Below are 20,963 nucleotides of genomic sequence, written 5' to 3' on the forward strand. Positions count from 1 at the left end.
GTGTCTCTCGCGCCGGACCCGTCCGGCGGCGCCCCCAGCGCCGCTGCCTGCCGGTCCGAGCCGGGTCCACTACTGGACCATAGCAAACCGGGAGGTCGGTTTTCAAGACAAAACCGGGAGGTTGGTCTGTTTTGATCTTGGATTCGCCGCGGCGGCCAGGTAATCGGCCAGAATCTCTGGTAAACCGGGCGGTCGGTATGTCATGATTGGGCGGTCGGGACACACGCCGTGCCGTTCCCGGCGCGAGACGATGGGGAAGACGGTGACTAAACAGGCTCGTGCGGAGCTCACCCGGCTCCTGCTGCTGGACGCCGCCGCGGCGCTGCTGCACCGCGACGGCTACGCGGCCACGAGCATGGTGGACATCGCGCGCGAAGCGGGCGTGACCAAAGGCGGCCTGTACTTCCACTTCTCGTCGAAGGACGAAATCTGCGACGAGGTGCAATCGGCGGCCGTGGCGGTCCTGCACCAGCACGTCGCGCGGGCGCGCGGACGCCGTCCGCATCTGCGCAGGCTGGCCGACCTGAGCCGGGCGCTGATGGGCTGGCTCGCCGAAGACGCGAAGGTGGGCGCGAGCTTCCGACTCGCCCGCGAAATGGGCTCGAACGACCCGCGGTTCGTCGCCTTCGTCCGCGCGTGGCTCGGCCAGGTGCGCGCGCACATCGCCGCCGCGCACGGAGCGGGGGAGCTGAGCCCGCACGTCCGCCCGGACATGGCGGCACTCCTGGTCGTGGTGACCTGCGTCGGCCTGGAATCGGCCGCGGCAAGTGGGACGATCCCGGCCGGCACGGACCTGGCCAGCACGCTTTCCGAGCTGTGGCGGGTGATCGAGGCGGCGCAACCAGCGGATTCGACCGCCGAGGCGACTGGCACTTGAGCTGTGTCGGGTTGATGTCCGGGACGCGTCGCCGAGGCGGGCGGCGCCTGAGCTGGGCCGGGTTGATTCCGGGGACGCATCGCCCAGATGACCGGTGCCTGGGCTGTGCCGGGTTGCTTTCCGGGACGTGTCGCCGAGTTGACCGGTACCTGGGTTGTGCCGGGTTGATTCCAGGGGCGCGTTGCCGAGGTGGCCGGTGCCTGAGTTGTGTCGGGTTGATGTCAGGGGCGCGTTGCCGAGGTGGCCGGTGCCTGAGTTGTGCCAGGTTGATGCCAGGGACGCATCGCCCAGGCGACCGACGCCCGAGTTGTGCCGGGTTGCATTCCGGGACACGTCGCCGAGCTGACCGGCGCCTGAACTGCACGCCCGGCTGATCCCCGAGCCGCACCGCGACTGCGCCGGTTTGATTCCGGATCCCCGCCGCGACTGCGCCGCCGAAGAACTCAGCCTCGCAAACCGACCGTCCGGTTTCGCCCCTTACCCCCTGGATCCCGCTAGTCGTCGGCGGGAAAAGTCCCGGCCGGATCGAACTTGTGCAGCCGCCGGGGCGGGACGACCGCGTTCAGGATCGTCTGCCACATGAACGTGGCCCGCTCGTGCAGGTCCGTCCGCCCGGTCAGCACCTGCGAGCTGAGCTGGGTCCCGGTGAACGACGCGACCACGTACTGCGCGAGATCGTGCGCGTTGACGTCCTTGCGCACGTCGCCCGCGGCCTTCGCGGCGAGCAGGCAGCCGTGGATGGTGTCGGTCCACTGCTTGTACGCGCCCGCGGCGGGCGTGACGAACGAGCCCTGCTCGATGACGAGCCGGATGCTGGCGCGCACGCGCACGTCTTTGCGCAGGCTGTGCCCCATGTTCTGGGTGAGGTCGATGACCGTCTGCAGCCCGGGGCTCTCGATGTCGGCCAGCGGGTCCCACACGGTGAACTGCTCGTTGATCAGCGCGTCCGCGAGTTCTTCCTTGGACTTGAAGTGGAAGTACAGCGCGCCTTTGGTGACCCCGGCCTCGGCGAGGATGTCCGACAGGCTCGCGCCTAGGAAGCCGACCGCGTCGAACCTGGACGCGGCAGCGTCGAGGATGGCATTTCGGGTCTGCTCCGCGCGTTCCTGGCGAGCCACTGTGACTCCTCTCGGGGGATCGCGGGCCCGCTCCGGGCCACGCTGACACACCAGTCTACCTCCGCGCGGCCCGCGGAGCCAGAGAAAAAAACCGGTAGGTAGGTATGGTTTTGTCCGCCCTTTTCCGCTAAAAATGTTGTGGGGGTACTGGGGAAGTACTTTTTTTCTGGGAGGACCGACATGGTCGGTACGCTGTTAGAGGAGTCTGTCGGAAGAACCTTCATCATCGACGGCGAAAGTTCGCCGGGCGGAAGCCCGGTCGACTTCCAGCAGACGATCCCGCGCAATCTCGTGCACCGCGCGGCCGTCTCGGAAGTTTTCGTCACTGATCTGAACATCGTGGGGCAGGACCGGTTCGAGGTCGGTGCGCAGTGGCCGCGCCGGCACGGGTTCTTCGGCCCGCGCACTCCGGGATCGCACGATCCCATGCTGTACCTGGAAACGTTCCGCCAAGCGATCATGCTGGTCGCGCATCGCGCGTATGGCGTCTCGCTCGGCACCGTGTTCGTCGGCGGCCGCAAGACCAGCTCTATCACCCCCGAAGGGCTGGTCACCGCGGGCAGGCCGATCGACGTGGTGCTGCGGGTGAGCGTGCAGGACGTGATCCGCCGGGGCAACAACGTCGGCGGCATGCGGTTCGAGTTCGGCTGCTTCCGCGACGGGGAGCTGATCGGCACCGCTTCGGAGACGATTCGCTGCGTGTCCCCGGCGGTCTACCGCCGGCTGCGCGGCGACCACTTCGCGGCGACGCCGTTCCAGGCCATCGCATTGCCCACGGTGGAACCGGTGCTCGTCGGCCGGGAACGCAAGGAAGACGTGCTGGTCGCCGAGACCGCGACGCCCGGCACCTGGTCCCTGCAGTTCGACCCGGACCACGCGGTCCTGTTCGACCACTCGGTGGACCACGTCCCGGGCATGGTGCTGCTGGAAGGCGCGCGCCAGGCGGCGTTGCTGACGCTCGGAGACCCGTACGCGCTGCCGTTGCGCACGGACTTCGACTTCTCCGTCTACGTCGAGTTCGACTCGGAATGCCTGCTGACGGCGGAAGAGATCGGCGTCGACGCGGACGGGTCCCGCCTGGTGCGAGTGGTGGCGGAGCAGAAGGGCCGCCCCGTGGCGAGCGGCACCCTGGCGATGCGCAGGTCATGACTGCCGGCCTGGGGGCGGACAGTACGACCGGGGAAATCCTCCTCACCGGAGCGACCGGGTTCATCGGTTCGGCGGTGCTGCGGACGTTGCTCGCCCGCGGCGCCGCGGTGCGGGTGCTGGCGCGCGGCGAGGTGCCGGAGTGGATCACGCGATCCGGCGCGCGGATCCACCGAGGCGACCTCGCCGGCGCGGCCGGGCTGGCCGGGGCGTGCACGGGCGTCGCGACGCTCGTGCACGCCGCGTCCCGGATCGGCGGCACCGAAGAGGAATGCGCGCAGGTCAACGATCTCGGCACGGCCCGGCTCCTCGCGGAAGCGCGGCGGGCGGGCACGCGCCGGATCGTGTACCTGAGCACTTGCGCGGTCTACCGCGACGGCGAGCATCGAGGCGCGCCCGAGGACACGCTCGACCTCGGGCCCGCCTCGGCCACCAGCCGCACCAGGCTGGCCGGGGAACAGCGGGTCCGCGCCGCGGGCGGGATCGTTCTGCGGCCGCACCTGGTGTACGGCGACGGCGACCGGCACGTGGTCCCGACGCTGGTGAAGTGGCTGCGGGCGGTGCCGGCGTGGGCTGAGGGCGGCAGGTCCCGGACCTCGGTGGTCTCGTCGTGGGATCTCGCTGCCGTGCTCAGCGCGTTCGCGCTGGACCCGGCACTGGGCCGCCCCGGCGAGGTGTTCCACGTGGCCGACCCGGAACCGGTGCGGATGCGCGAGCTGCTCGAAGCCGTCTGCACCCTGCTTGAACTGCCCGTTCCCGACCACGACCGGCCGCTCGCCGAGCATCGGGCGCGCACGCCGTGGCTCAGCGGGCACCAGTGGTCGCTGCTTACGAGGGACCATTGGTACGCCAGCGAAAAGGTCTGGGAGCTCACCGGAGTCTCCCCGGGACCGGGGCTCGGCGTCCGAATGGCTCAGTCCCGGAAGTGGTATCGGGAAACACTGGCAATTCCCGAAGCCGGGTGAAGATCGAATTCGCGGAAAGTGATCGAACGAATTCAAACGGCAATTATTCGCGGCGCGCGGCCGTCCGGGGAATTTCATCCCGGACGGCCGCCGCTGTTTCCGCGGAGTTCATTTCGGTGGCGTCCGGCCCCGGCGTGGCGCGAAGATGATCGTCATGTCCCGACGCGAGCTAGTGGTGCTCGGCTCGGCGAGCCAGACGCCGACCCGGCACCGCAACCACAACGGCTACCTGCTGCGCTTCGACACCGACGGCATCCTCTTCGATCCGGGCGAAGGCACCCAGCGGCAGATGATGTACGCCGGCGCGACGGCGAGCGAACTCACCCACCTCTGCGTCACCCACTTCCACGGCGACCACAGCCTCGGCCTGGCCGGCATCATCCAACGGCTCTCGCTGGACGGCGTCGCGCATCCCGTCCGCTGCCACTACCCAGCGTCCGGCCAGGAGTACTTCGACCGGCTGCGGCACTCGACGTCGTTCCACGAACGCGCCGAGCTGGTCCCGCTGCCGATCTCCGCCCCTGGCCCGCTCGGCGGTGCCCTGTCGGCGTACCCGCTGGAACACCGCATCGACTGCTTCGGCTACCGCTACACCGAACCGGACGGCATCCGGATGCTGCCGGACGCGCTCGCCGCGGCAGGCGTCCAAGGCCCCGCGGTACGAAAACTCCAGGCCGACGGGGTGTATGCGACTGCGGACGGCGTGGTCCGGCTGGAAGACGTGAGCGTGCCGCGCCGGGGTCAGGTGGTCGCGTTCGTGATGGACACGCGCCTGTGCGCGGGCGCGTTCGCCTGCGCGCGAGAGGCGGACCTGCTGATCGCCGAATCGACCTTCCGCGCCGACGACGCCGAGCTGGCCTACCGCTACGGCCACCTGACCAGCACCGACGCCGGTCGGCTGGCTGCGGAGTCGGGTGCCCGGGAGTTGCTGCTGACGCACTTCTCGCAGCGCTACCCGTACGAGGAGGCGGACCGGTTCCGCGACGAGGCAGCGAAGGTGTTCGACGGGGAGATCCACGTGGCCCGGGATTTGGACGTGGTGCCGTTGCCTCCGCGGCGGTGAGGCACCTTCGCAAAGGTGCCTTCGCGGCCGAGAGCACCTCCGCGACGCCGAAGCGCGACCACGTCCGGCAAACTCGCGGGATGCGTCAACCGGTCCCCACTGACCTGCTCGAAATCGCCGAAGCACTCGTCCCCGGTCCCGCAGTCGGCTCCGCCCGGCTAGCCGCTCAGGGAAACATGCACCACGTCGTGCTGCTGCCCGGCGTCGCGGCCGTGCGGATCAGCAAACGCCCCGACGCCGCAGCCGAGCTACCGCGCCGCGCCGAGATCCTCCGCGCCGTCGCGGCAGCCGGACTGCCTTTCGCCGTGCCAGAGCCGCTGACCCCAGTGACCACGTTCGGCGACCGCGCGGCTGTCGCGGTCTCCTGGATCGACGGCGAGGGCCTGCCAGAAGGCGTCGGCGACCCAGCAGCGTTCGGCCCGCTGTTGACGGCACTGCGCGAGGTTGAGATCTCACCGCGGCTCGCGGACGTCCTCCACCGCCCGCGCCGATCTGCCAACGGCCTGGGCTGGGCGGAAATCCTGCACGACGTGATCTCGCGCCTGCCGGAAAAGTGGCAACCCGGAGTACAGCAACGTTTGGACACGCTGCTGGCTCTTGAAGAGACCCCCGCCAGACTCGTCCACGGCGACCTCGGCGGCAGCAACGTCCACTTCGACCCGGACGGCAAACTGACCGGCGTCCTCGACTGGGACCTGGCGACCTTGGCCGACCCGGCCATCGACGCGGCACTAGTCGCGACCTGGCACGGCTGGGACGTCCTCCGCGCGGCCACCGACGAGGAGACCTGCCGACGCGCCCAGGCCTGGAACGATCCGATCGGCGTCGAGCACCTGCACGCGGTCTTCGCAGGCAAACCCTTGTCGAGCGTCGACGGCTTCGTCCGAGCCATTGTCGCCTGGCTGGAAGCCCGCGGCTAGCAGCCTGCCGGAATTTCGGCGTTCGGGGCAGGGACCGAGCCTTCAACGAGGGACGGCGCGTCGGGTTCCTGCGCGGGGGATGGGCGGCCACGAGCCCCCTGAAACCCCTGCCACCTACCAGCGAGTCCGTTTTGCTTGTTCGGCCGACGGAAGTGCGATCGGCTCGCCGCCCCGCTGGCAATCAGCCTCCCGAGATGCGCACGTGCCGGTGCCCGCTGACCGGAAAGTCCGGCGGTGCCGGCGGCAACAGTCCGTCGAGGACGTAGCCGCACTTCTCCGCGACCCGGCAGGAGGCCAGGTTGTCCTCGGCATGAAGCAAGTCCAGCCGACTCAACGGGACAATCCGCTGCGCGCCGAGCGCCCACCGCGACGTGGTTTCCAACGCCCGGGCAGCCACGCCACGACCCCGAGCCTGGGCGGCAGTCCAGTAGCCGACCTCTGCCGTCCCCGCGTCCCGAACCTTCACGACGACGTGCCCGAGCGGCGCGTCGTCGTCGGCCACCACCGCGAAGCTGAACTGCGTTGCGGACTCCCAGCCGGACGCCTGTGCGTCCAGCCACCGCCGGGCATCGCCGTCGCCGGTGAGAGGGGAGGTCAACCGGCGGCGTAACAGCGGATCGCGATGCGCGACGACCAGCGCCCGCCGATCCTCCGACCGCCATGGCCGCAGCTGTAGGGCTCTCGCGGACTCGGTTCGGGGTATGGAGAGGACGACCGTCACGACCGCCCATTCTGCACCCGCCGAGACTTGCCCCGGGTCGGAGTCCGCTCAAAGTCCTTGCCCGGCACCGGCTTCGACCGCGCCCCGCAGGAAATTCGGCACAGGATGCCCCGCAGTCGGGTAAACTCGCGGCATGCTCATCGAGGTGGACAGAGACTAGCCGCCGGGTTCTCGGCGGCGTACTGGCCGACGCGTGCCCTGGCAGTAGCTCTTTCCCACCAACCTCCTCCTCTCGCGCTGCGCCGCGCTCAGCCGTGCGCCGTCGGGGCGAGGGATCGATGACGTCCAGGAGCACTCATGACGCAGGAAATGCCGCGTCCCGCCTTCGATCCAGAACTGGCCTCCGTCCTGCCGACCCTCGACGGCTGCGTGCCAGTCGGCATGACACCGGACCAGTTGCGGTACTACCGGAGCCTCCCTTTCCCCACCATCGAAGAACAAATCGGCGACCGCCCGGTCCGCTGCACGCACCACACGATCCCCGGTTACGGCGGCGCGGAGATCGAAGTCTCCGTCCTTTCGCAGGTGGACCACGAGACCCCGGGCGTCGGCATCTACCACCTCCACGGCGGCGGAATGGTGATGGGAGACCGCTTCGCCGCAGCAGGCCCGCTGATCGACTGGGTGCTGAAGTACGACGCAGTCGCCGTCACCGCCGAATACCGGCTGGCCCCGGAACATCCCGACCCGACACCCGTCGAGGACTGCTACGCGGGCTTGCGATGGATGGCCGCCAACGCGGACGCCCTACGCTTCGCCCCCGACCGCCTGGTCATGTTCGGCGGCAGCGGCGGAGGAGGACTAGCCGCCGGAACCGCGCTGCTGGCCCGCGACCGCAACGGCCCGACGCTGCTCGGCCTGCTGCTGCAATGCCCGATGATCGACGATCGCAATGAGACAGTGTCGGCTCGCCAGTACGACGGCATCGGCGTCTGGGACCGGACCAGCAACCTGACCGCGTGGACCGCGGTCCTAGGCGACCGCCGAGGTACCGCCGACGTCTCACCCTACGCAGCCGCCGCACGCGCAACCGACCTGAGCGGCCTCCCGCCAACCTTCATCGACGTCGGCGCAGCGGAGGTCTTCCGAGACGAAGACGTAGCCTTCGCAACCTCAATCTGGACCTCCGGAGGCGACGCCGAACTCCACGTCTGGGGCGGCGCATTCCACGGCTTCCATGACCTAGCACCGCAATCCGCCCCGGCCGAAGCATGCATCGCGGCGCGCGAGTCGTGGCTCGAGCGATTGCTCAACCGCCCAACTCCGTAGCGGGACGGCGCCACCCTGCCGAGGCCGTCGGGGTGGCGCGCACGTCTCGGAACGGCATGATCGACAGCGCCGCGACTCTGCGGGTGCCGCGAACTCGCACCGAGTCCCGTGTGGGCCGGAACGTCTCGACCTTGCGGGTGCGGCGACCTGGCACCGAGAACGGTGCTGGCCGGATGGCCGCGATCCTGCGGGTGCCGCGAGCTCGCACCGAGCCCCATGTTGGCCGTGAGGCCGCAGTCCTGCGCATGCCACGACCTGCACCACCTCAGGCCGACCACTCCACCTCAGCGCAAACCGCACCACCAACTCGCCACCAGCCCTCTCACCTCCGCACAACCTTTGCCCCAGCACTCACCTCCACTCTCCTCAACTCCCGCTCCCTGACCACCCCAAGATCATCCCACCCACCACCGACAATTCCGGGCGGCGTGTCGCCACCCCGCCTCGCAAGAGGCCACCACCGCCCGTGACAGACTGCCGGGCGATGTACACGCCGTCTGATCTCGCTGACCTGCTCGAATGCGAGCACCGGAGCATCCTCAAGCAGGCGCTGGCGGCGGGGATACCCGGCGCGCCGCAGCCCAGTTCCGCACCCGATCGGCTGGCGGTGAAGCACGGGCGCGCGCACGAAGCGGCCACGCTCAGCCGGTTGCGCGGCGAGCGGGCGCAGGTCGTCGAGATCGAGGAGCACGATCCGGTCGTCGCGGCGAAGGCCACCGAGGAGGCGCTGCGCGCGGGCGCGCCGGTCGTCTACCAGGCGGTGTTCCACGACGGCGAGTTTTCCGGGCGCGCCGATTTCCTCCTGCGCGACGACCAGGGCCGCTACGAGGTGTACGACACGAAGCTCGCCCGGCACGCCAAGCCGTCCGCGGTCGTGCAGCTCACCGCGTACGCCGACGCTCTGCGCCGCGGCGGCTGGCCCACCGGGCCGGAGATGCACCTGCTGCTGGGCGACGGCAGCACGCGCAGCCTCCGCGTCGACGACTTCCTCCCGCTCGTGGACCGGCTCCGCGACCGGTTGCAGGACCGTCCGCCGCAGTTGCCGGACCGGGTCTGGGCCGACGAGCGCCCGGCGTGCACTGGGTGCGCCTTCGCCGACCACTGTTCGTCCGCGCGCGAGGCCGACCGGGATCTGTCGCTCGTCGCCGGGATGCGCAGCGAGCAGCGGCGCAAGCTGGTGACCGCCGGGCTCGGCACCATCGACGCGCTCGCCGGCTCCGAACCCGCCGACCGTCCGCGCGACATGTCCGAGGGCACGTTCGCCTCACTGCGCGCGCAGGCCGCGATCCAGGTACGCCAGGACGAAACCGGCGAGCTGGCCTACGAAATCATCGCCCCGGACGCGCTCGCCGAACTGCCCGAAGCCAGCCCCGGCGACGTCTTCTTCGACATGGAAGGCGACCCGTACGCACTGGCCGGCACCGGCCTGGAGTACCTCTTCGGCGCGGTCACCCCGGACGAGCGCTTCACCCCGTTCTGGGCACATTCGCGCGCGCAGGAGAAACGAGCGTTCGAGGAGTTCATCGACTTCACCACCGCACGGCTCGCGGAACACCCCGACGCGCACGTCTACCACTACGCGCCGTACGAGGTCACGGCGATCAAGCGGCTCGCCGCCGTCCACGGCACGCGGGAGGAAGCCGTGGACGAGCTGCTGCGCAGCGGCGCGATGATCGACCTGTATGCCGTGGTACGCAAGGCTTTGCGGGTAGGACAGCGGTCGTATTCGATCAAGTATTTAGAACCACTGTACATGCCGGAAGCCCGCGACGGCGAGGTAAAAACGGCGGCGTCGAGCATCGAGGCGTACGAGGACTACCTGACGCTCTCCTCCGCGGGAAACACCGAGCAGGCCGACGAAATCCTGCGCGGCATCGCGGACTACAACGAGTACGACTGCGTCTCCACCTTGCGCCTGCACGAATTCCTCCACCGCGTGCGCGCCGACGCCGGAATCGACCTGGCCGAGCCGGACCCCGAGTCCGAAGTGGACGCTCTGCTCCGCCGCACCGAAGAAGAGGAAGCCGCCCAGCGCCGAGCCGAACGTGCCGCCGCGATGGCCGCGTTGGTCGACCCGCTCCTGGACGGCCTCCCCGAGGACCCCGCGGATTTCACCCCCGACGACCACGCCCGCGCGCTGCTGGCGGCCTCCGTCGGCTACCACCGGCGCGAGACGAACCCGGCGTGGTGGGAGTTCTTCCGGCAGCTGGCCGCCCCGATCAGCGACCTCGAAGTGGACACGACCTGCGCGGTCCCGGTGTCGGTGACCGCGGGCGAGTGGGTGCCGCCGTCCGGCCGGTTGCGCACCGCGAAACGCACGCTGGCCGTGCGGTGCGACCCGGACCGCCCGCATCCGTTCGCGCCCGGCGACGACGTGCGATTGCGTTACGGCCCCGATGCTCGCGACGCGAAAGTCGTGTCCGCGACGGCCGTCGAAGTGACTCTGGAGGAGAGCAGCGCCCCGGACCGGACGTCGAACGATCTTCCCGCAGCCGTCCTGCCGGGCAGCCCCGTCCGTCCGTCGCCGAAGGACGAGGCCGTCGCCGATCTTGCCCGGCTGGTCGGGGAAACCCTGCCTGGGTTGCCGTCACACCCCGGCGTCGACCTGCTGCGCCGCATCCCCCGGTTGCGTGGCGGTTTGCCCGAACCGGGGGAAGATCTGGTCGCCACCGTGATCACCGCGGTCGACCAGCTCGACGGTTCCGTGCTCGCCGTCCAAGGCCCGCCCGGGGCCGGAAAGACTTATCTGGCCGGGAAACTCATCGCGCATCTGGTGCGCTCGGGCCGGACTGTCGGCGTCACGTCGAACAGTCACAAGGCAGTCGAGAACGTGCTCTCGGCGGCCATGGAGAACGCGCCGGAGATGGCCTGCGCCAAGCGTGCGAAGCGAACGCCGGACCCGTCATTGCCTTGGGAACAACCGAAAAACAACAACGCGCTGGTACGGTGGCGTGAAGAACACGACACCGGTCACCTGGTCGGCGGCACGGCGTGGACCTTCGCCAACGCCGCCGTGCGCGAAGAACCCTTCGACGTCCTGGTGATCGACGAAGCCGGCCAGTTCGCCCTCGCGGACGCGCTGGCGGTGTCGATGTGCGCGAAAAACGTGGTGCTGCTGGGGGATCCGCAGCAGCTGCCGCAGGTGGTGCAGGGCACGCACCCGGCAGGTGCGGAGGCGTCCGCGCTGGGGCACCTGATCGGCGACGCGGACATCATCCCGCCGGAACTGGGATATTTCCTCGACCTGACCCGCCGCATGCATCCCGCGGTGTGCGCGCCGGTTTCGAATCTGTCGTATGCCGGTTTGCTGCACTCGCATCCCACCGCGGAACGCTCGATCGACGGCTTCGCGTCGGGTCTCTATCTGGCGACGGTCGAGCACAGCGGGAATACGACGCGCTCGGTGGAGGAAGCCGCGGAAGTGGTCTCGGTGATCAAGTCGCTGCACGGCCGTTCGTGGGAGGGCCGGCCGCTTGCTGACGCCGATTTCCTTGTCGTGGCCCCGTATAACTTGCAGGCGCGAGTCGTGACGCGGGCCTTGTCCGACGCTGGTTTCGGCGACGTCCGAGTCGGCACGGTGGACCGGTTCCAGGGGCAAGAAGCACCCGTTGTGGTGACCACCATGACGTCCTCGTCGGCGGTAGACTTGCCACGAGGCCTTGATTTCTTGTTGTCCCGCAACCGGTTGAACGTCGCTCTCTCCCGCGCGCAGTCCGTCGCGGTTCTGGTGTGCTCCCCGAAGCTGCTCGAGGCGGACATCAGAACGGTGGACCAGATGCGGCTGGTCTCCGGGATGCTCGGGTTGCTGCGGGATGCCCGCGAGTGGATCGACTGACCCGCATCGGCTGACCCGCCTCGGCTGGGCTGCTGGGTTGCATCGACGAGACCGGCATTGACTGGCCTGCAACGACTGGCTGCACCGGCTGTTGCACCGGTGTGCCTGGCGTCGACGGATCCACATCGACTTGCATGCGTCGACGGGACCTGCGTCGAGGTGCTTGCGTCGATGGGGTTGCTGACCTGCACGACTGGCTTGCGTCCACGGGCCTGCGTCGACCAGCCTGTGTCGGCGGACCTGCGTCGACTGGCTTGCGTCGGCGGATCGGAATCGACGGACCGGCATCGACTGAGCCGCTGAGCTGTGTCGCCTGGCCAGTATGGACTCAGCTGCTGGCTTGTGTCGACTGGGTTGCGGCGATGGCCCCGGCGTTGACGGGGGCTTGCGTCGACGAGGCCAGCATCGACGGGCTTGTGTCGACTGGGCTTGCATCGGCGAACCTGGCCTCGACGAACGCGGCCGCGACCGGCTTGCGCGGACTGACCCGGTGTTCGACTGCCCTGGCATCGACGGGCCTACGTCGGCGGGGTTCGCTTCGACGGACCTGCACCGACTGGCTTGCATCGGCGGATCGGGAACGACGGATCGGCATCGACTGGCATGCGTCGACGGGACCTGCATCGACATGCCTGCGTCGACTGGGTTGCTGACCTGCACGGCTGGCGTGCGTCCACGGGTCCGCGTCGACTGAGCTGCTGAGCTGCGTCCGCCGGCCAGCATGGACCCAGCTGCAGTCCCGTGCCGACTGGGTTGCATCGACGGCCCCGGCGTCCAAGGGGCTGGCCTGCTGGGGGTGCCCGCCCCGGCCGGGGCGGTCGGGATCCGGCGGCCGGGCGGGCACATGTCCCCGCTCGCGCGACCGTGGGGGAGGGGTGGCGCGGCGAGCGAGGTGGTCTGAGCGCCCCGCGCGTCCGGCTTGCGGGAGCCGGAGCGGGGGCGCGGGATCCCCGTCCGCGCGGGGCACTGGGGGGAGATGCCGCAACGGACGGGGTGGCTGGGAGAAACCGGTGTGTTCGGCGCGAACAGTCCCATCTGGACCGCTCCGCGCGCCGGCGGGCTTGTCTAGGTTGTCAATGCTGCCGCTACTCAATACAACTCGTTGCGGGCCAAGAACATTCCCGCGTCCGGGGGTGTGCTCCCGCTCGCCGACCGGACCGGCTGGGGGTTACCGGCCGGCGGGAGCAGGAGCACCGGGTCCCGTTCCGCGCCTGGGGGGAGCAGTCGCGCGGAGCGGGTGGTTTGTGCGCCGGTACGGGGGCCGCCTCGCGGCGAGTGGCACGACCAGGCTCCGGCCGAACCGGTATTCCTGGAAGGCAGAAGGTGAGGCCCGGGGGCACCTCCGTACCGACACCCTGTACAACGCTCGAACCGCGCGAATGTTCCGGCCCCATAAGGTGATCTGGATCGCCACCAATCGAGTGACCGCTTGGTCGGCTCGAGTAGCCGGCGACGGCTGAACCTCGATCAGGTTGCGCTGTCTGGTGAATCGTTGTGCATTCGCCGCCGGGTCGGGCACGCCGCCTTCCATGACTTAACCATCCCGGCTCGACAAGCGCGCCCGGGTGCCCAACCAAAGGTTGACCGGCATCACTCGGCAACGAACTTGTTCGTAACGAACATGTTCGTTATGCTCGCATCAAGCCACCCACGAAAGAAACGGAGCACCTCATGACCATCACCATCGTCGGCGCCGGCCTCGGCGGTCTCAGCCTCGCCCGCGTCCTGCACGTCCACGGCATCGAAACGACCGTTCTCGACCTCGACGCCTCCCCGTCCGCCCGCGCGCAGGGCGGCATGCTCGACATCCACGACGACTCCGGCCAGGTCGCCCTCCACGCCGCCGGCCTGCACGCCGAATTCCGCGCCCTGGTCCACTCCGGCGGCCAGGAAACCCGCGTCTACGACCGCGCCGCCGCCCTCCTGTTCTCCGAGGCGGACGACGGCAGCGGCGGGCGTCCGGAGATCGACCGCGGAGCCCTGCGCGACCTCCTCCTCAACTCGCTGCCGGAAGGCACCGTCCGCTGGGGCACGAAAGTCACCGCCGCGGAGCCGCTGCCTGACGGAGGGCATCGCCTCACCCTCGCCGACGGCACGTCGCTGACCACGGACGTGCTCATCGGAGCCGACGGCGCCTGGTCGCGGATCCGTCCGCTGGTCTCGCCGGAAAAACCGGCCTACACCGGCATCTCCTTCGTCGAGATCGACCTCCTCGATGCCGACACCAAACACCCGGAGGCGGCAGCTCTCCTCGGCGGCGGTATGAGCTTCGCGCTCGGCGAGGACAAAGGCTTTCTCGCGCACCGCGAACCGGACGGCAGCCTCCACGTCTACGCCGCCGTGCGCGTCCCGGAAACCTGGACCGCCTCCATTGACTTCACCGATCACGACGCCGCCAAGGCCGCTGTGCTGAGCCACTTCGACGGCTGGTCCGACCAGCTCCGCGCCCTGGTCACGGACGCGGACGGCGACCTGATCCCGCGGCTGATCCACGCGCTCCCCGTCGAGCATTCGTGGGCGCGGGTGCCTGGCGTCACGCTGGTCGGCGACGCCGCGCACCTGATGTCGCCGTTCGCCGGAGAGGGAGCGAACCTCGCCATGCTCGATGGTGCCGAGTTGGGGCTCGCACTTGCCCGGCACCCGGACGACGTCGAACGCGCGCTCGCCGAGTACGAGGCCGCATTGTTCCCGCGCAGCAGGAAATCGGCGACGGAGTCGGCGGCAAGTCTCGAAAGCTGCTTCCGCGCTGACGCACCGGCGGCCCTGCTCGAACTGTTCGGAGCCTGACGTCCACAGTGGACGCGAGTACGACTTAAGCGGTACCCGGATCGAGCCGTCAAGCCGATCCGGGCCTGGCGGTTCGGCTCGCACAATGGGCTTCAGCCCGCTGTGAGAGAGGAAACCTCTGATGACCGCCGTCCTGGCCGACACTGTCCATCAAGGCCTGCACTTCGCCGCCGTCGCCGGGATGATGGCGCTGGTGGCGTTTCCGGTCCTGTTGTTCCTCGGCGCGCTGGTGAGCGTGCTCGGCAGTCCGCTCGGCGGCGGGATGAAGTTCGTGTGGGTGATCTTCGCGTTCTGCGCGCCGTTCATCGGGCCGGTGCTGTGGTTCCTGGTCGGCAAGAAGAGCGCGGAGACCTCGTTTCGCTGACACAGGATGTCAGTGGAGCGCGGTTAGCGTCCGGGCATGGATCACGAGATTGACGCCGGCGCGTTCGCCGACCGGTATGTCGCAGTGTGGAACGAACCCGACCCGGCCACCCGGCGCGCGGCGATCGCGTCGTTGTGGGCCGAGGATGGGGTGCAGTTCATCGAGTCCGCGGAGTATCGGGGCCATCAGGCACTCGAGCGCCGGGTCGGCGAGGCTTTCGAAGAATTCGTTGGCGGGGCGGGATTTGTGTTCCGGTCCGCCGGAGACGCGGTGGGCCATCACGGCATGGTCCGGTTCAGCACCTACATGGTCCCCGCCGCAGGCGGCGAGGTCGCTTGGACCGGTTTCGTCGTGGCAGAACTCGGCGAGGACGGCCGTATCCTGCGTGACTGCCAGTTCGCCGAACCGCCGCGTCCCGCGTTCCCGGACGCTCGGGCGACGGCGGACGAATTCGCGCGCCGGGTCGCGCAAGGAGACCCGGACCGGATTGCAGAGCTTTTCGCGGAACCGGTCGACTGGTGGGTGAGCTGGCCGGAACCGGAGCATCCGGCGGTGCCGTGGATCCGCCCGCGCTCCTCGCGATCGGACGTCGCGGACCACTTCCGGGCGCTCGGAAGTGCTTGTGCCCCCGAAGAAGTTCGGGTCGACCGAATCATGATCGACGGCCCGGACGCGGTGCTCGTCGGGACCAGCGCGCAAACGGTCAAGCTGACTGGCAAGCGTTTCGCGACGAGCTTCGCGGTGTGGTTGACCGTCGCCGGCGGATTGATCACGCGGTATCACGTTTACGAAGACAGCCTCGCGGTCGCCGAGGCGTTCGCTTGAGGGCCGGGCAGCCGGAGCGGAGACTCTCCCCCGGCTGCCCCGCCATTCGCGCGGTCAGGAAACGTTCAAGTCGATGCAGGCGTAGAACGCGTTGCCGGTGTCGGCGATGTTCCACACCGCGAGCACCTTCTGCTGTCCGGTGTAGCCGCTCAGGTCGACCTGGTGCGACACGGTTTCCGGCGGGGCCTGGTCGTTGCCGCTGAAGCTCGCGACCTGGGTGCCGCCGATGAAGTACTCGTAGTCGCTGGTGCGGTGCCGCGCGGTGAACACCCAGGTGAAGGTGACCTGGGTGCCGACCTGGGTGACCTTCCAGCCCTTGCTGTCGTCGTCGAGGTCGGAGAACCGGTCGTTGCCGCCGCTGCAGCTCTGCAGGCCCTTGGGCCCTTCGACGCTCTGCGGTTCCCACTTGATGTCGCCGCAGGACACTGTTCCGTCCGCGCATTGGGCCTGCCTGCTCGGCGGGGAGTTGACGTAGCCGTGCGCGCTGGCGATGCCGGGGCCGATCAGCATCAGCACCGGAGCGAGGACCGCGCCGCCGAGTGCGGCGAGCATCGTGCGTTTGCGGGGCATGGTGGCTCCTTCGAAGCCGGGCCCGCTCCCGCGCCGGAGGGCGGCCGGACGAGCCACGGCACGACCGACGAGCCCGCGGTGGGGTGGAGCGCGGGCGGAGGGGGTGGGGAGAATTGTGGTCTAGACCATACCTGGCCGCCCGCGCTCGGTCAAGAATCAGCTACCCTGCGTTATCTATACACGGGATACTGTATGCAATAGGATGTCGCCGAGGATGCCGACCGCAGGGAGACCGCGATGTACACGGTGACCGACCCGGCAACGGGCCAGCTGATCGAGGAAATCGACAACGCGAGTGACGCGGAGGTTCGCGCGGCGATCGAGCGCGTAGGCCGCGGATATCGCAGCTGGCGAGACCGTCCGGTGGCGGAACGAGCAGCGATCGTCGCCCGCGCCGCGGACCTGTTCTCGCAGCGCGCGGACGAGCTGGCCGCCATCATGACGTTGGAGATGGGCAAGCGTGTCAACGAGGGCCGCGGCGAGGTCGGGATCGTCGTGGACATCTTCCGCTACTACGCGGAGCGCGGCCCGGACCTGATCGCCGACGAGCCGCTCCCGATCCGCGGCGGGTCCGCGGTCATCCGCAAGGAACCGATCGGCGCGCTGCTCGGTGTGATGCCGTGGAACTTCCCGTGCTACCAGGTGGCCCGGTTTGTCGCGCCGAATCTGGTGCTGGGGAACACAATCCTGCTCAAGCACGCGTCGATCTGCCCGCGTTCCGCGCTGGCGATCGAGGCGATTCTGCACGAAGCAGGCGTTCCGGACGATGCGTACGTGAACGTCTTCGCCTCGAGTCGTCAGGTTCCGGCGATTCTTGCTGACCCGCGCATTCAAGGCGTTTCCCTGACTGGCAGTGAGCAGGCGGGTATTTCGGTGGCAGCCGAAGCGGGCCGAAATCTGAAGCGATGCGTCCTGGAGCTGGGCGGCGCGGATCCGTTGCTGGTGCTCGACACCGCGGATTTGGACGAAACGGTTCAAGCTGTGGCGACCGCGCGGATGCGGAACTGTGGGCAGTCCTGTAATGCGCCAAAGCGGATTATTGTCCAGTCTGACCTTTATGCGGAATTCGTGGACCGCTTCACCAAACGGGTCGCGGACTATTACGTCCCGGGGGATCCGGCTGACCCTTCGGTGAAGTTGCCTCCGCTGGCTTCCGTCGCTGCCGCGGACGAGGTCGCCGGCCAGGTGGCTCGCGCGGTTGAGCAGGGCGCGACGCTACGGACCGGTGGGCGTCGTGGCGAGGGCGCGTATCTGGAGGCGACTGTCCTGACTGATGTCACGCCGGAGATGGACGCTTACCGGGAGGAGATCTTCGGGCCGGTCGCGATCTTGTTCCGGGCTGATTCGGATGATCATGCTATTGAGATCGCCAATGACTCGCCGTTCGGCCTGGGCGCGGCGGTATTCGGCACGGATCCGGCGCGGTTGCGCCGAGTGGCGGACCGGCTTGAGGCGGGGATGGTGTATTTCAACAAATCCGGCGGGTCGCAGGCGGATTTGCCGTTCGGCGGGATCAAGCGCTCGGGGATGGGGCGGGAGCTGGGGCCGTCGGGGATTGAGGAGTTCATGAACCAGAAGTCGATCCGGCTTTGAGTCGCCGCCGCAGCACAGGGGCATCGGTGTCTAATTGGACTAACTCGGTTCGCTCTTGACCTCTTTGGGTGGCGGGGCGAACCGTACGGCCTGACGCTCTTCGTAATCAGCCCAGTACAGGGCTTCGTGATGATGCCAGCGGTCATAGTCCGCGACGGCTCGGTACATCCGCGCGTTCGCGAGGTGGAACGCCGCCCAGGCCGAACGGGTCGCGTCCGACGCAGGTCGCAGGGTTGTCGCGGAGTTCGCGCGCGGTGTCCACGCGGCGAGCCGGTTCTCCTGGTCCTATACGTTCAAGATCCCCGACTGACCACGGAGTCCTCGCATGCCCGAGCGCGCGACCACCCTCCCAGAGCATCTCCGCGCTGAGGTCCAAACGCTATGGGACTACCACGACCTGCACCACGAACTCCGCCCCACGGACGTCGGGATCGGGCTGGGGAGCCACGATCTCGGCGTCGCTACCCGCACCGCGAAGCTGTACCAGCAGGGCTACTTCCCGAAGATCGTCTTCACCGGAGCCAACGCACCGACAACCGTGGAGCGATTCCCGCGTGGCGAAGCGGTGCACTACCGAGAACACGCATTGGAGCTAGGCGTTCCCGATGGCGCGATCCTGGTCGAGCCAACGGCCCGAAACACCGGCGACAACATCGAGCGAAGCCGAGAGTTGTTGAAAGCACAGGGGATCAAGGCCAAATCGGTAACGCTGATCTCACGCCCCTACCAACAACGCCGCGCCTACGCGACGTGCAAGAAGCTCTGGCCCGAGGTCGAAGTCCTGTGCGCCTCCCAGCCGCTGCCGCTGGACGAGTACATCCAAGGCATCGGCGACGTAGACCGGGTCATCTCCATGCTCGTCGGCGACACTCAGCGGATCAGCGTCTACGCCCAGCAAGGATTCGCGATACCCCAAGACGTTCCGAAAAAGGTTGAGCGAGCGTTCGAGAGCCTGATAGCGCACGGCTACACAGCCAGGCTCCTCACCTAGGCAGCAACAACCCGCTCAACCACCCCGAAAACACCTGTTGCACATCCCCCCGCACCCGCCCCGGGTCGTCGGCGTGCGCGATCATCCGCGCCGCCTCCATCACCGCGGCCAGTACCAACTGCGCCAAAGCATCCACCGGCGTGTCCACAATCAACCCGGCCTCCCGTGCGGCCGCCAGGTTTTCCGCGACCAGGCCAAGGCCGTACTCGGCCTCCAGATCACGCCAGGCATCCCAGCCCAGCACGGCCGGGGCATCAGTCAGGGAGATTCGCCGGACGTCGGGGCGCAGGCAGGCGTCCAGGAACACTCCCAGCGCGGAAGAAAGCCCGGAAAGAGGGTCCGCCGCGGAATCGAGGACTTCCGAGACCTCGGCGGTCAGCTCCCGTTCCAGCACTTCGACGACGGCCCGGAACAGGCCCTGTTTGTCGCCGAAGTGGTGGTAGAGCGCGCCTCGCGTGACGCCGGCTGTGCGAGTGATTTCTTCGGCGGGCACGTCGTGGTAGCCGCGCGCGCCGAAGAGGTCGCGGGCGGCCTTGATCAGTGCGGCTCGCGTCGCGTCGGAGCGTTCTTGCTGGGTACGTCGCACGCACCTAATCTGCCATGGCGGCGGCGAAGCGCGTGATGTGCCCGGCCAGAGCGTCCGGCTGATCCTCCGAGACGAAGGTGTACGAGTCCGGCACCTCGACGATTTCCGCGTCCGGCAAGACCTCCGCCAGGCGGTGGGCGAGGCTGATCGGGAACAGCTTCTCCTCCGGTGGCCACACGAGCAGTACCGGACGCTTGAACTGGCGCAGTTTTTCAGCCGCGGCCAGGGTGTGGCTTGAGTCGACGGTGCGCAGGAACTTGCGCAGATCCCTTCGCAGGCCAGGGGATTTCCGCAGCTTTCCCAGGTACTCCTGCGCGATGTCCGGCGGCAGCGGGCGCTTCGTGACCCAGCCGAACAGCAGCGGCAGCCGGTACAGCGCCTTGATTCGCAGGAGTTGGCCCAGCAGTGCCATCGAGCCGGGGACGCGGGCGATGGTCGGCAGCGGCTGGAAGATCGGCGGGAAGAAGTATTCGAAGCTGTCCGACGGCGTCAGCACGACCCGCCCGACTCGTTCCGGGTACCGCGCGAGCAGCAGTTGCGTGATGGCGCCGCCGGTGTCGTTGGCGACCAGAATGACGTCTTCCAGGTCGAGCGCGGTCAGGAAGTCGCCGAGGAGGGTGGCGAGTCCGGGGGCGCTGAGGTCGGCGTCCGAGCGCATCGGGACCGAGTGGGCGCCCAGCGGAAGATCTGGTGCCAGGCAACGGAAACCGGCGTCCGCGACGGCGGGGGTGACCTTCCGCCAGAGGAGGGCATTGGTGAGTACGCCGTGGACGAAAACGACTGGGCGGCCGCGGCCGCGTTCGAAGTAGCGGAGTTCGCCTTGGGGGAGGTTGACGTGCCGGGCGGTGCCGAGTTCCTCGTGTGCGTTCATGCTGGCGAAGATACATACATGCAGTCTGTATGTAAATTACCTCTGCGGTAATGCGCGGTCTGACCAGGGAGTTTGGGCTAGCGCGGGTCCATCCGCTGGGTGATCCGGTCGAAAAGATCGTCCAGCGGTTCGCGGACCTCCTGGCCGAACTCGGTGAGCCCGTAGGTGACCTGAGGCGGCGTGGTCGGCTCGACGTGGCGCCAGACGAGGCCGTCCTCGACCAGGGCGCGCAGGGACTGCGCGAGCATCTTTTCGCTGATGCCCCGGATGCTCTCGCGCAGTTCGTAGAACCGGAGTTCCTTGTCCCGCAACGAGATGAGGATCCAGATGCCCCACCGGCTGGTCACGTGGTCGATCACGGCCCGCGCGGGGCAGTCGGTGTGAAACACCTCATAGCGCGGCTGCGAGACGGCCGGGGTGAACTGCGCGCTTCCTGTCACGTATCGAGCTTACCCAAAGGTA

The 20,963-nt window shown here is 68.6% G+C and carries 19 protein-coding genes; 12 read left to right on the forward strand and 7 right to left on the reverse strand.

Features of this window, described 5'->3' with window-relative positions:
- The first annotated feature begins 262 nt into the window (after nt 1-262).
- Entirely contained in the window at nt 263-877 is a 615-nt protein-coding gene (locus ACFXI3_RS21285; protein ID WP_344272143.1) for a ScbR family autoregulator-binding transcription factor, read from the forward strand.
- A gap of 494 nt (nt 878-1,371) precedes the next feature.
- On the opposite strand, the gene ACFXI3_RS21290 is transcribed toward ACFXI3_RS21285, so the two are convergent.
- Nucleotides 1,372-1,995 (reverse strand): ScbR family autoregulator-binding transcription factor, encoded by a 624-nt coding sequence (locus ACFXI3_RS21290; protein ID WP_344272145.1) that lies wholly within the window; start codon nt 1,993-1,995, stop codon nt 1,372-1,374.
- Between the two features lie 180 nt (nt 1,996-2,175).
- On the opposite strand from ACFXI3_RS21290, the gene ACFXI3_RS21295 reads away from it, so the two are divergent.
- The 4 genes from ACFXI3_RS21295 (at nt 2,176) to ACFXI3_RS21310 (ending at nt 6,089) form a co-directional block, all read left to right on the forward strand.
- On the forward strand, nt 2,176-3,144 hold the full coding sequence (locus ACFXI3_RS21295; RefSeq protein WP_378401509.1) for a ScbA/BarX family gamma-butyrolactone biosynthesis protein: 969 nt from the start codon (nt 2,176-2,178) through the stop codon (nt 3,142-3,144).
- Nucleotides 3,141-4,106 (forward strand): NAD-dependent epimerase/dehydratase family protein, encoded by a 966-nt coding sequence (locus tag ACFXI3_RS21300; RefSeq protein WP_378401511.1) that lies wholly within the window; start codon nt 3,141-3,143, stop codon nt 4,104-4,106. Before ACFXI3_RS21295 ends, ACFXI3_RS21300 begins: the two co-directional genes overlap by 4 nt.
- Before the next feature lie 154 nt (nt 4,107-4,260).
- The gene (locus ACFXI3_RS21305; protein ID WP_378401512.1) at nt 4,261-5,169 is read left to right on the forward strand and encodes a ribonuclease Z; all 909 of its coding nucleotides are present in this window, start codon (nt 4,261-4,263) and stop codon (nt 5,167-5,169) included.
- Nucleotides 5,170-5,249: 80 nt separating this feature from the next.
- On the forward strand, nt 5,250-6,089 hold the full coding sequence (locus ACFXI3_RS21310; RefSeq protein WP_378401513.1) for a phosphotransferase family protein: 840 nt from the start codon (nt 5,250-5,252) through the stop codon (nt 6,087-6,089).
- A gap of 181 nt (nt 6,090-6,270) precedes the next feature.
- Here ACFXI3_RS21310 and ACFXI3_RS21315 read toward each other — a convergent pair whose 3' ends face one another.
- Complete coding sequence (locus ACFXI3_RS21315) at nt 6,271-6,810, reverse strand: GNAT family N-acetyltransferase (protein ID WP_378401515.1); 540 nt, start codon at nt 6,808-6,810, stop codon at nt 6,271-6,273.
- A gap of 309 nt (nt 6,811-7,119) precedes the next feature.
- On the opposite strand from ACFXI3_RS21315, the gene ACFXI3_RS21320 reads away from it, so the two are divergent.
- From ACFXI3_RS21320 to ACFXI3_RS21340, 5 genes are all read left to right on the forward strand, one after another.
- The gene (locus ACFXI3_RS21320) at nt 7,120-8,079 is read left to right on the forward strand and encodes an alpha/beta hydrolase (protein WP_378401578.1); all 960 of its coding nucleotides are present in this window, start codon (nt 7,120-7,122) and stop codon (nt 8,077-8,079) included.
- 484 nt (nt 8,080-8,563) lie between these two features.
- Nucleotides 8,564-11,914 (forward strand): TM0106 family RecB-like putative nuclease, encoded by a 3,351-nt coding sequence (locus ACFXI3_RS21325; RefSeq protein ID WP_378401517.1) that lies wholly within the window; start codon nt 8,564-8,566, stop codon nt 11,912-11,914.
- A gap of 1,671 nt (nt 11,915-13,585) precedes the next feature.
- The gene (locus tag ACFXI3_RS21330; protein WP_378401519.1) at nt 13,586-14,701 is read left to right on the forward strand and encodes an FAD-dependent oxidoreductase; all 1,116 of its coding nucleotides are present in this window, start codon (nt 13,586-13,588) and stop codon (nt 14,699-14,701) included.
- Between the two features lie 121 nt (nt 14,702-14,822).
- A complete protein-coding gene (locus tag ACFXI3_RS21335; protein ID WP_378401521.1) occupies nt 14,823-15,065 on the forward strand; it encodes a PLD nuclease N-terminal domain-containing protein in 243 nt (80 codons plus the stop codon).
- A gap of 36 nt (nt 15,066-15,101) precedes the next feature.
- A complete protein-coding gene (locus ACFXI3_RS21340) occupies nt 15,102-15,890 on the forward strand; it encodes a nuclear transport factor 2 family protein (protein ID WP_378401523.1) in 789 nt (262 codons plus the stop codon).
- 54 nt (nt 15,891-15,944) lie between these two features.
- Here ACFXI3_RS21340 and ACFXI3_RS21345 read toward each other — a convergent pair whose 3' ends face one another.
- On the reverse strand, nt 15,945-16,460 hold the full coding sequence (locus tag ACFXI3_RS21345; RefSeq protein WP_344272179.1) for a lytic polysaccharide monooxygenase auxiliary activity family 9 protein: 516 nt from the start codon (nt 16,458-16,460) through the stop codon (nt 15,945-15,947).
- A 237-nt stretch (nt 16,461-16,697) separates the two neighbouring features.
- Here ACFXI3_RS21345 and ACFXI3_RS21350 point away from each other — a divergent pair, with 237 nt between their 5' ends.
- Complete coding sequence (locus ACFXI3_RS21350) at nt 16,698-18,053, forward strand: NAD-dependent succinate-semialdehyde dehydrogenase (RefSeq protein ID WP_378401525.1); 1,356 nt, start codon at nt 16,698-16,700, stop codon at nt 18,051-18,053.
- A 39-nt stretch (nt 18,054-18,092) separates the two neighbouring features.
- Here the strand turns inward: ACFXI3_RS21350 and ACFXI3_RS21355 are convergent, their stop codons facing one another.
- Complete coding sequence (locus tag ACFXI3_RS21355; RefSeq protein ID WP_378401580.1) at nt 18,093-18,284, reverse strand: AMED_5909 family protein; 192 nt, start codon at nt 18,282-18,284, stop codon at nt 18,093-18,095.
- A 94-nt stretch (nt 18,285-18,378) separates the two neighbouring features.
- On the opposite strand from ACFXI3_RS21355, the gene ACFXI3_RS21360 reads away from it, so the two are divergent.
- On the forward strand, nt 18,379-19,044 hold the full coding sequence (locus ACFXI3_RS21360; RefSeq protein ID WP_378401527.1) for a YdcF family protein: 666 nt from the start codon (nt 18,379-18,381) through the stop codon (nt 19,042-19,044).
- Here ACFXI3_RS21360 and ACFXI3_RS21365 read toward each other — a convergent pair.
- From ACFXI3_RS21365 to ACFXI3_RS21375, 3 genes are all read right to left on the reverse strand, one after another.
- The gene (locus tag ACFXI3_RS21365; RefSeq protein WP_344272188.1) at nt 19,037-19,630 is read right to left on the reverse strand and encodes a TetR/AcrR family transcriptional regulator; all 594 of its coding nucleotides are present in this window, start codon (nt 19,628-19,630) and stop codon (nt 19,037-19,039) included. The genes ACFXI3_RS21360 and ACFXI3_RS21365 overlap by 8 nt on opposite strands.
- A gap of 4 nt (nt 19,631-19,634) precedes the next feature.
- The gene (locus tag ACFXI3_RS21370; protein ID WP_378401529.1) at nt 19,635-20,501 is read right to left on the reverse strand and encodes an alpha/beta fold hydrolase; all 867 of its coding nucleotides are present in this window, start codon (nt 20,499-20,501) and stop codon (nt 19,635-19,637) included.
- Nucleotides 20,502-20,578: 77 nt separating this feature from the next.
- Nucleotides 20,579-20,941 (reverse strand): helix-turn-helix domain-containing protein, encoded by a 363-nt coding sequence (locus tag ACFXI3_RS21375; RefSeq protein ID WP_344272194.1) that lies wholly within the window; start codon nt 20,939-20,941, stop codon nt 20,579-20,581.
- Between the last annotated feature and the right edge of the window lie 22 nt (nt 20,942-20,963).

Source organism: Amycolatopsis sp. NPDC059235 (genome assembly GCF_042754125.1).
In the GTDB taxonomy this organism is placed as follows: Bacteria; Actinomycetota; Actinomycetes; order Mycobacteriales; family Pseudonocardiaceae; genus Amycolatopsis; species Amycolatopsis albidoflava.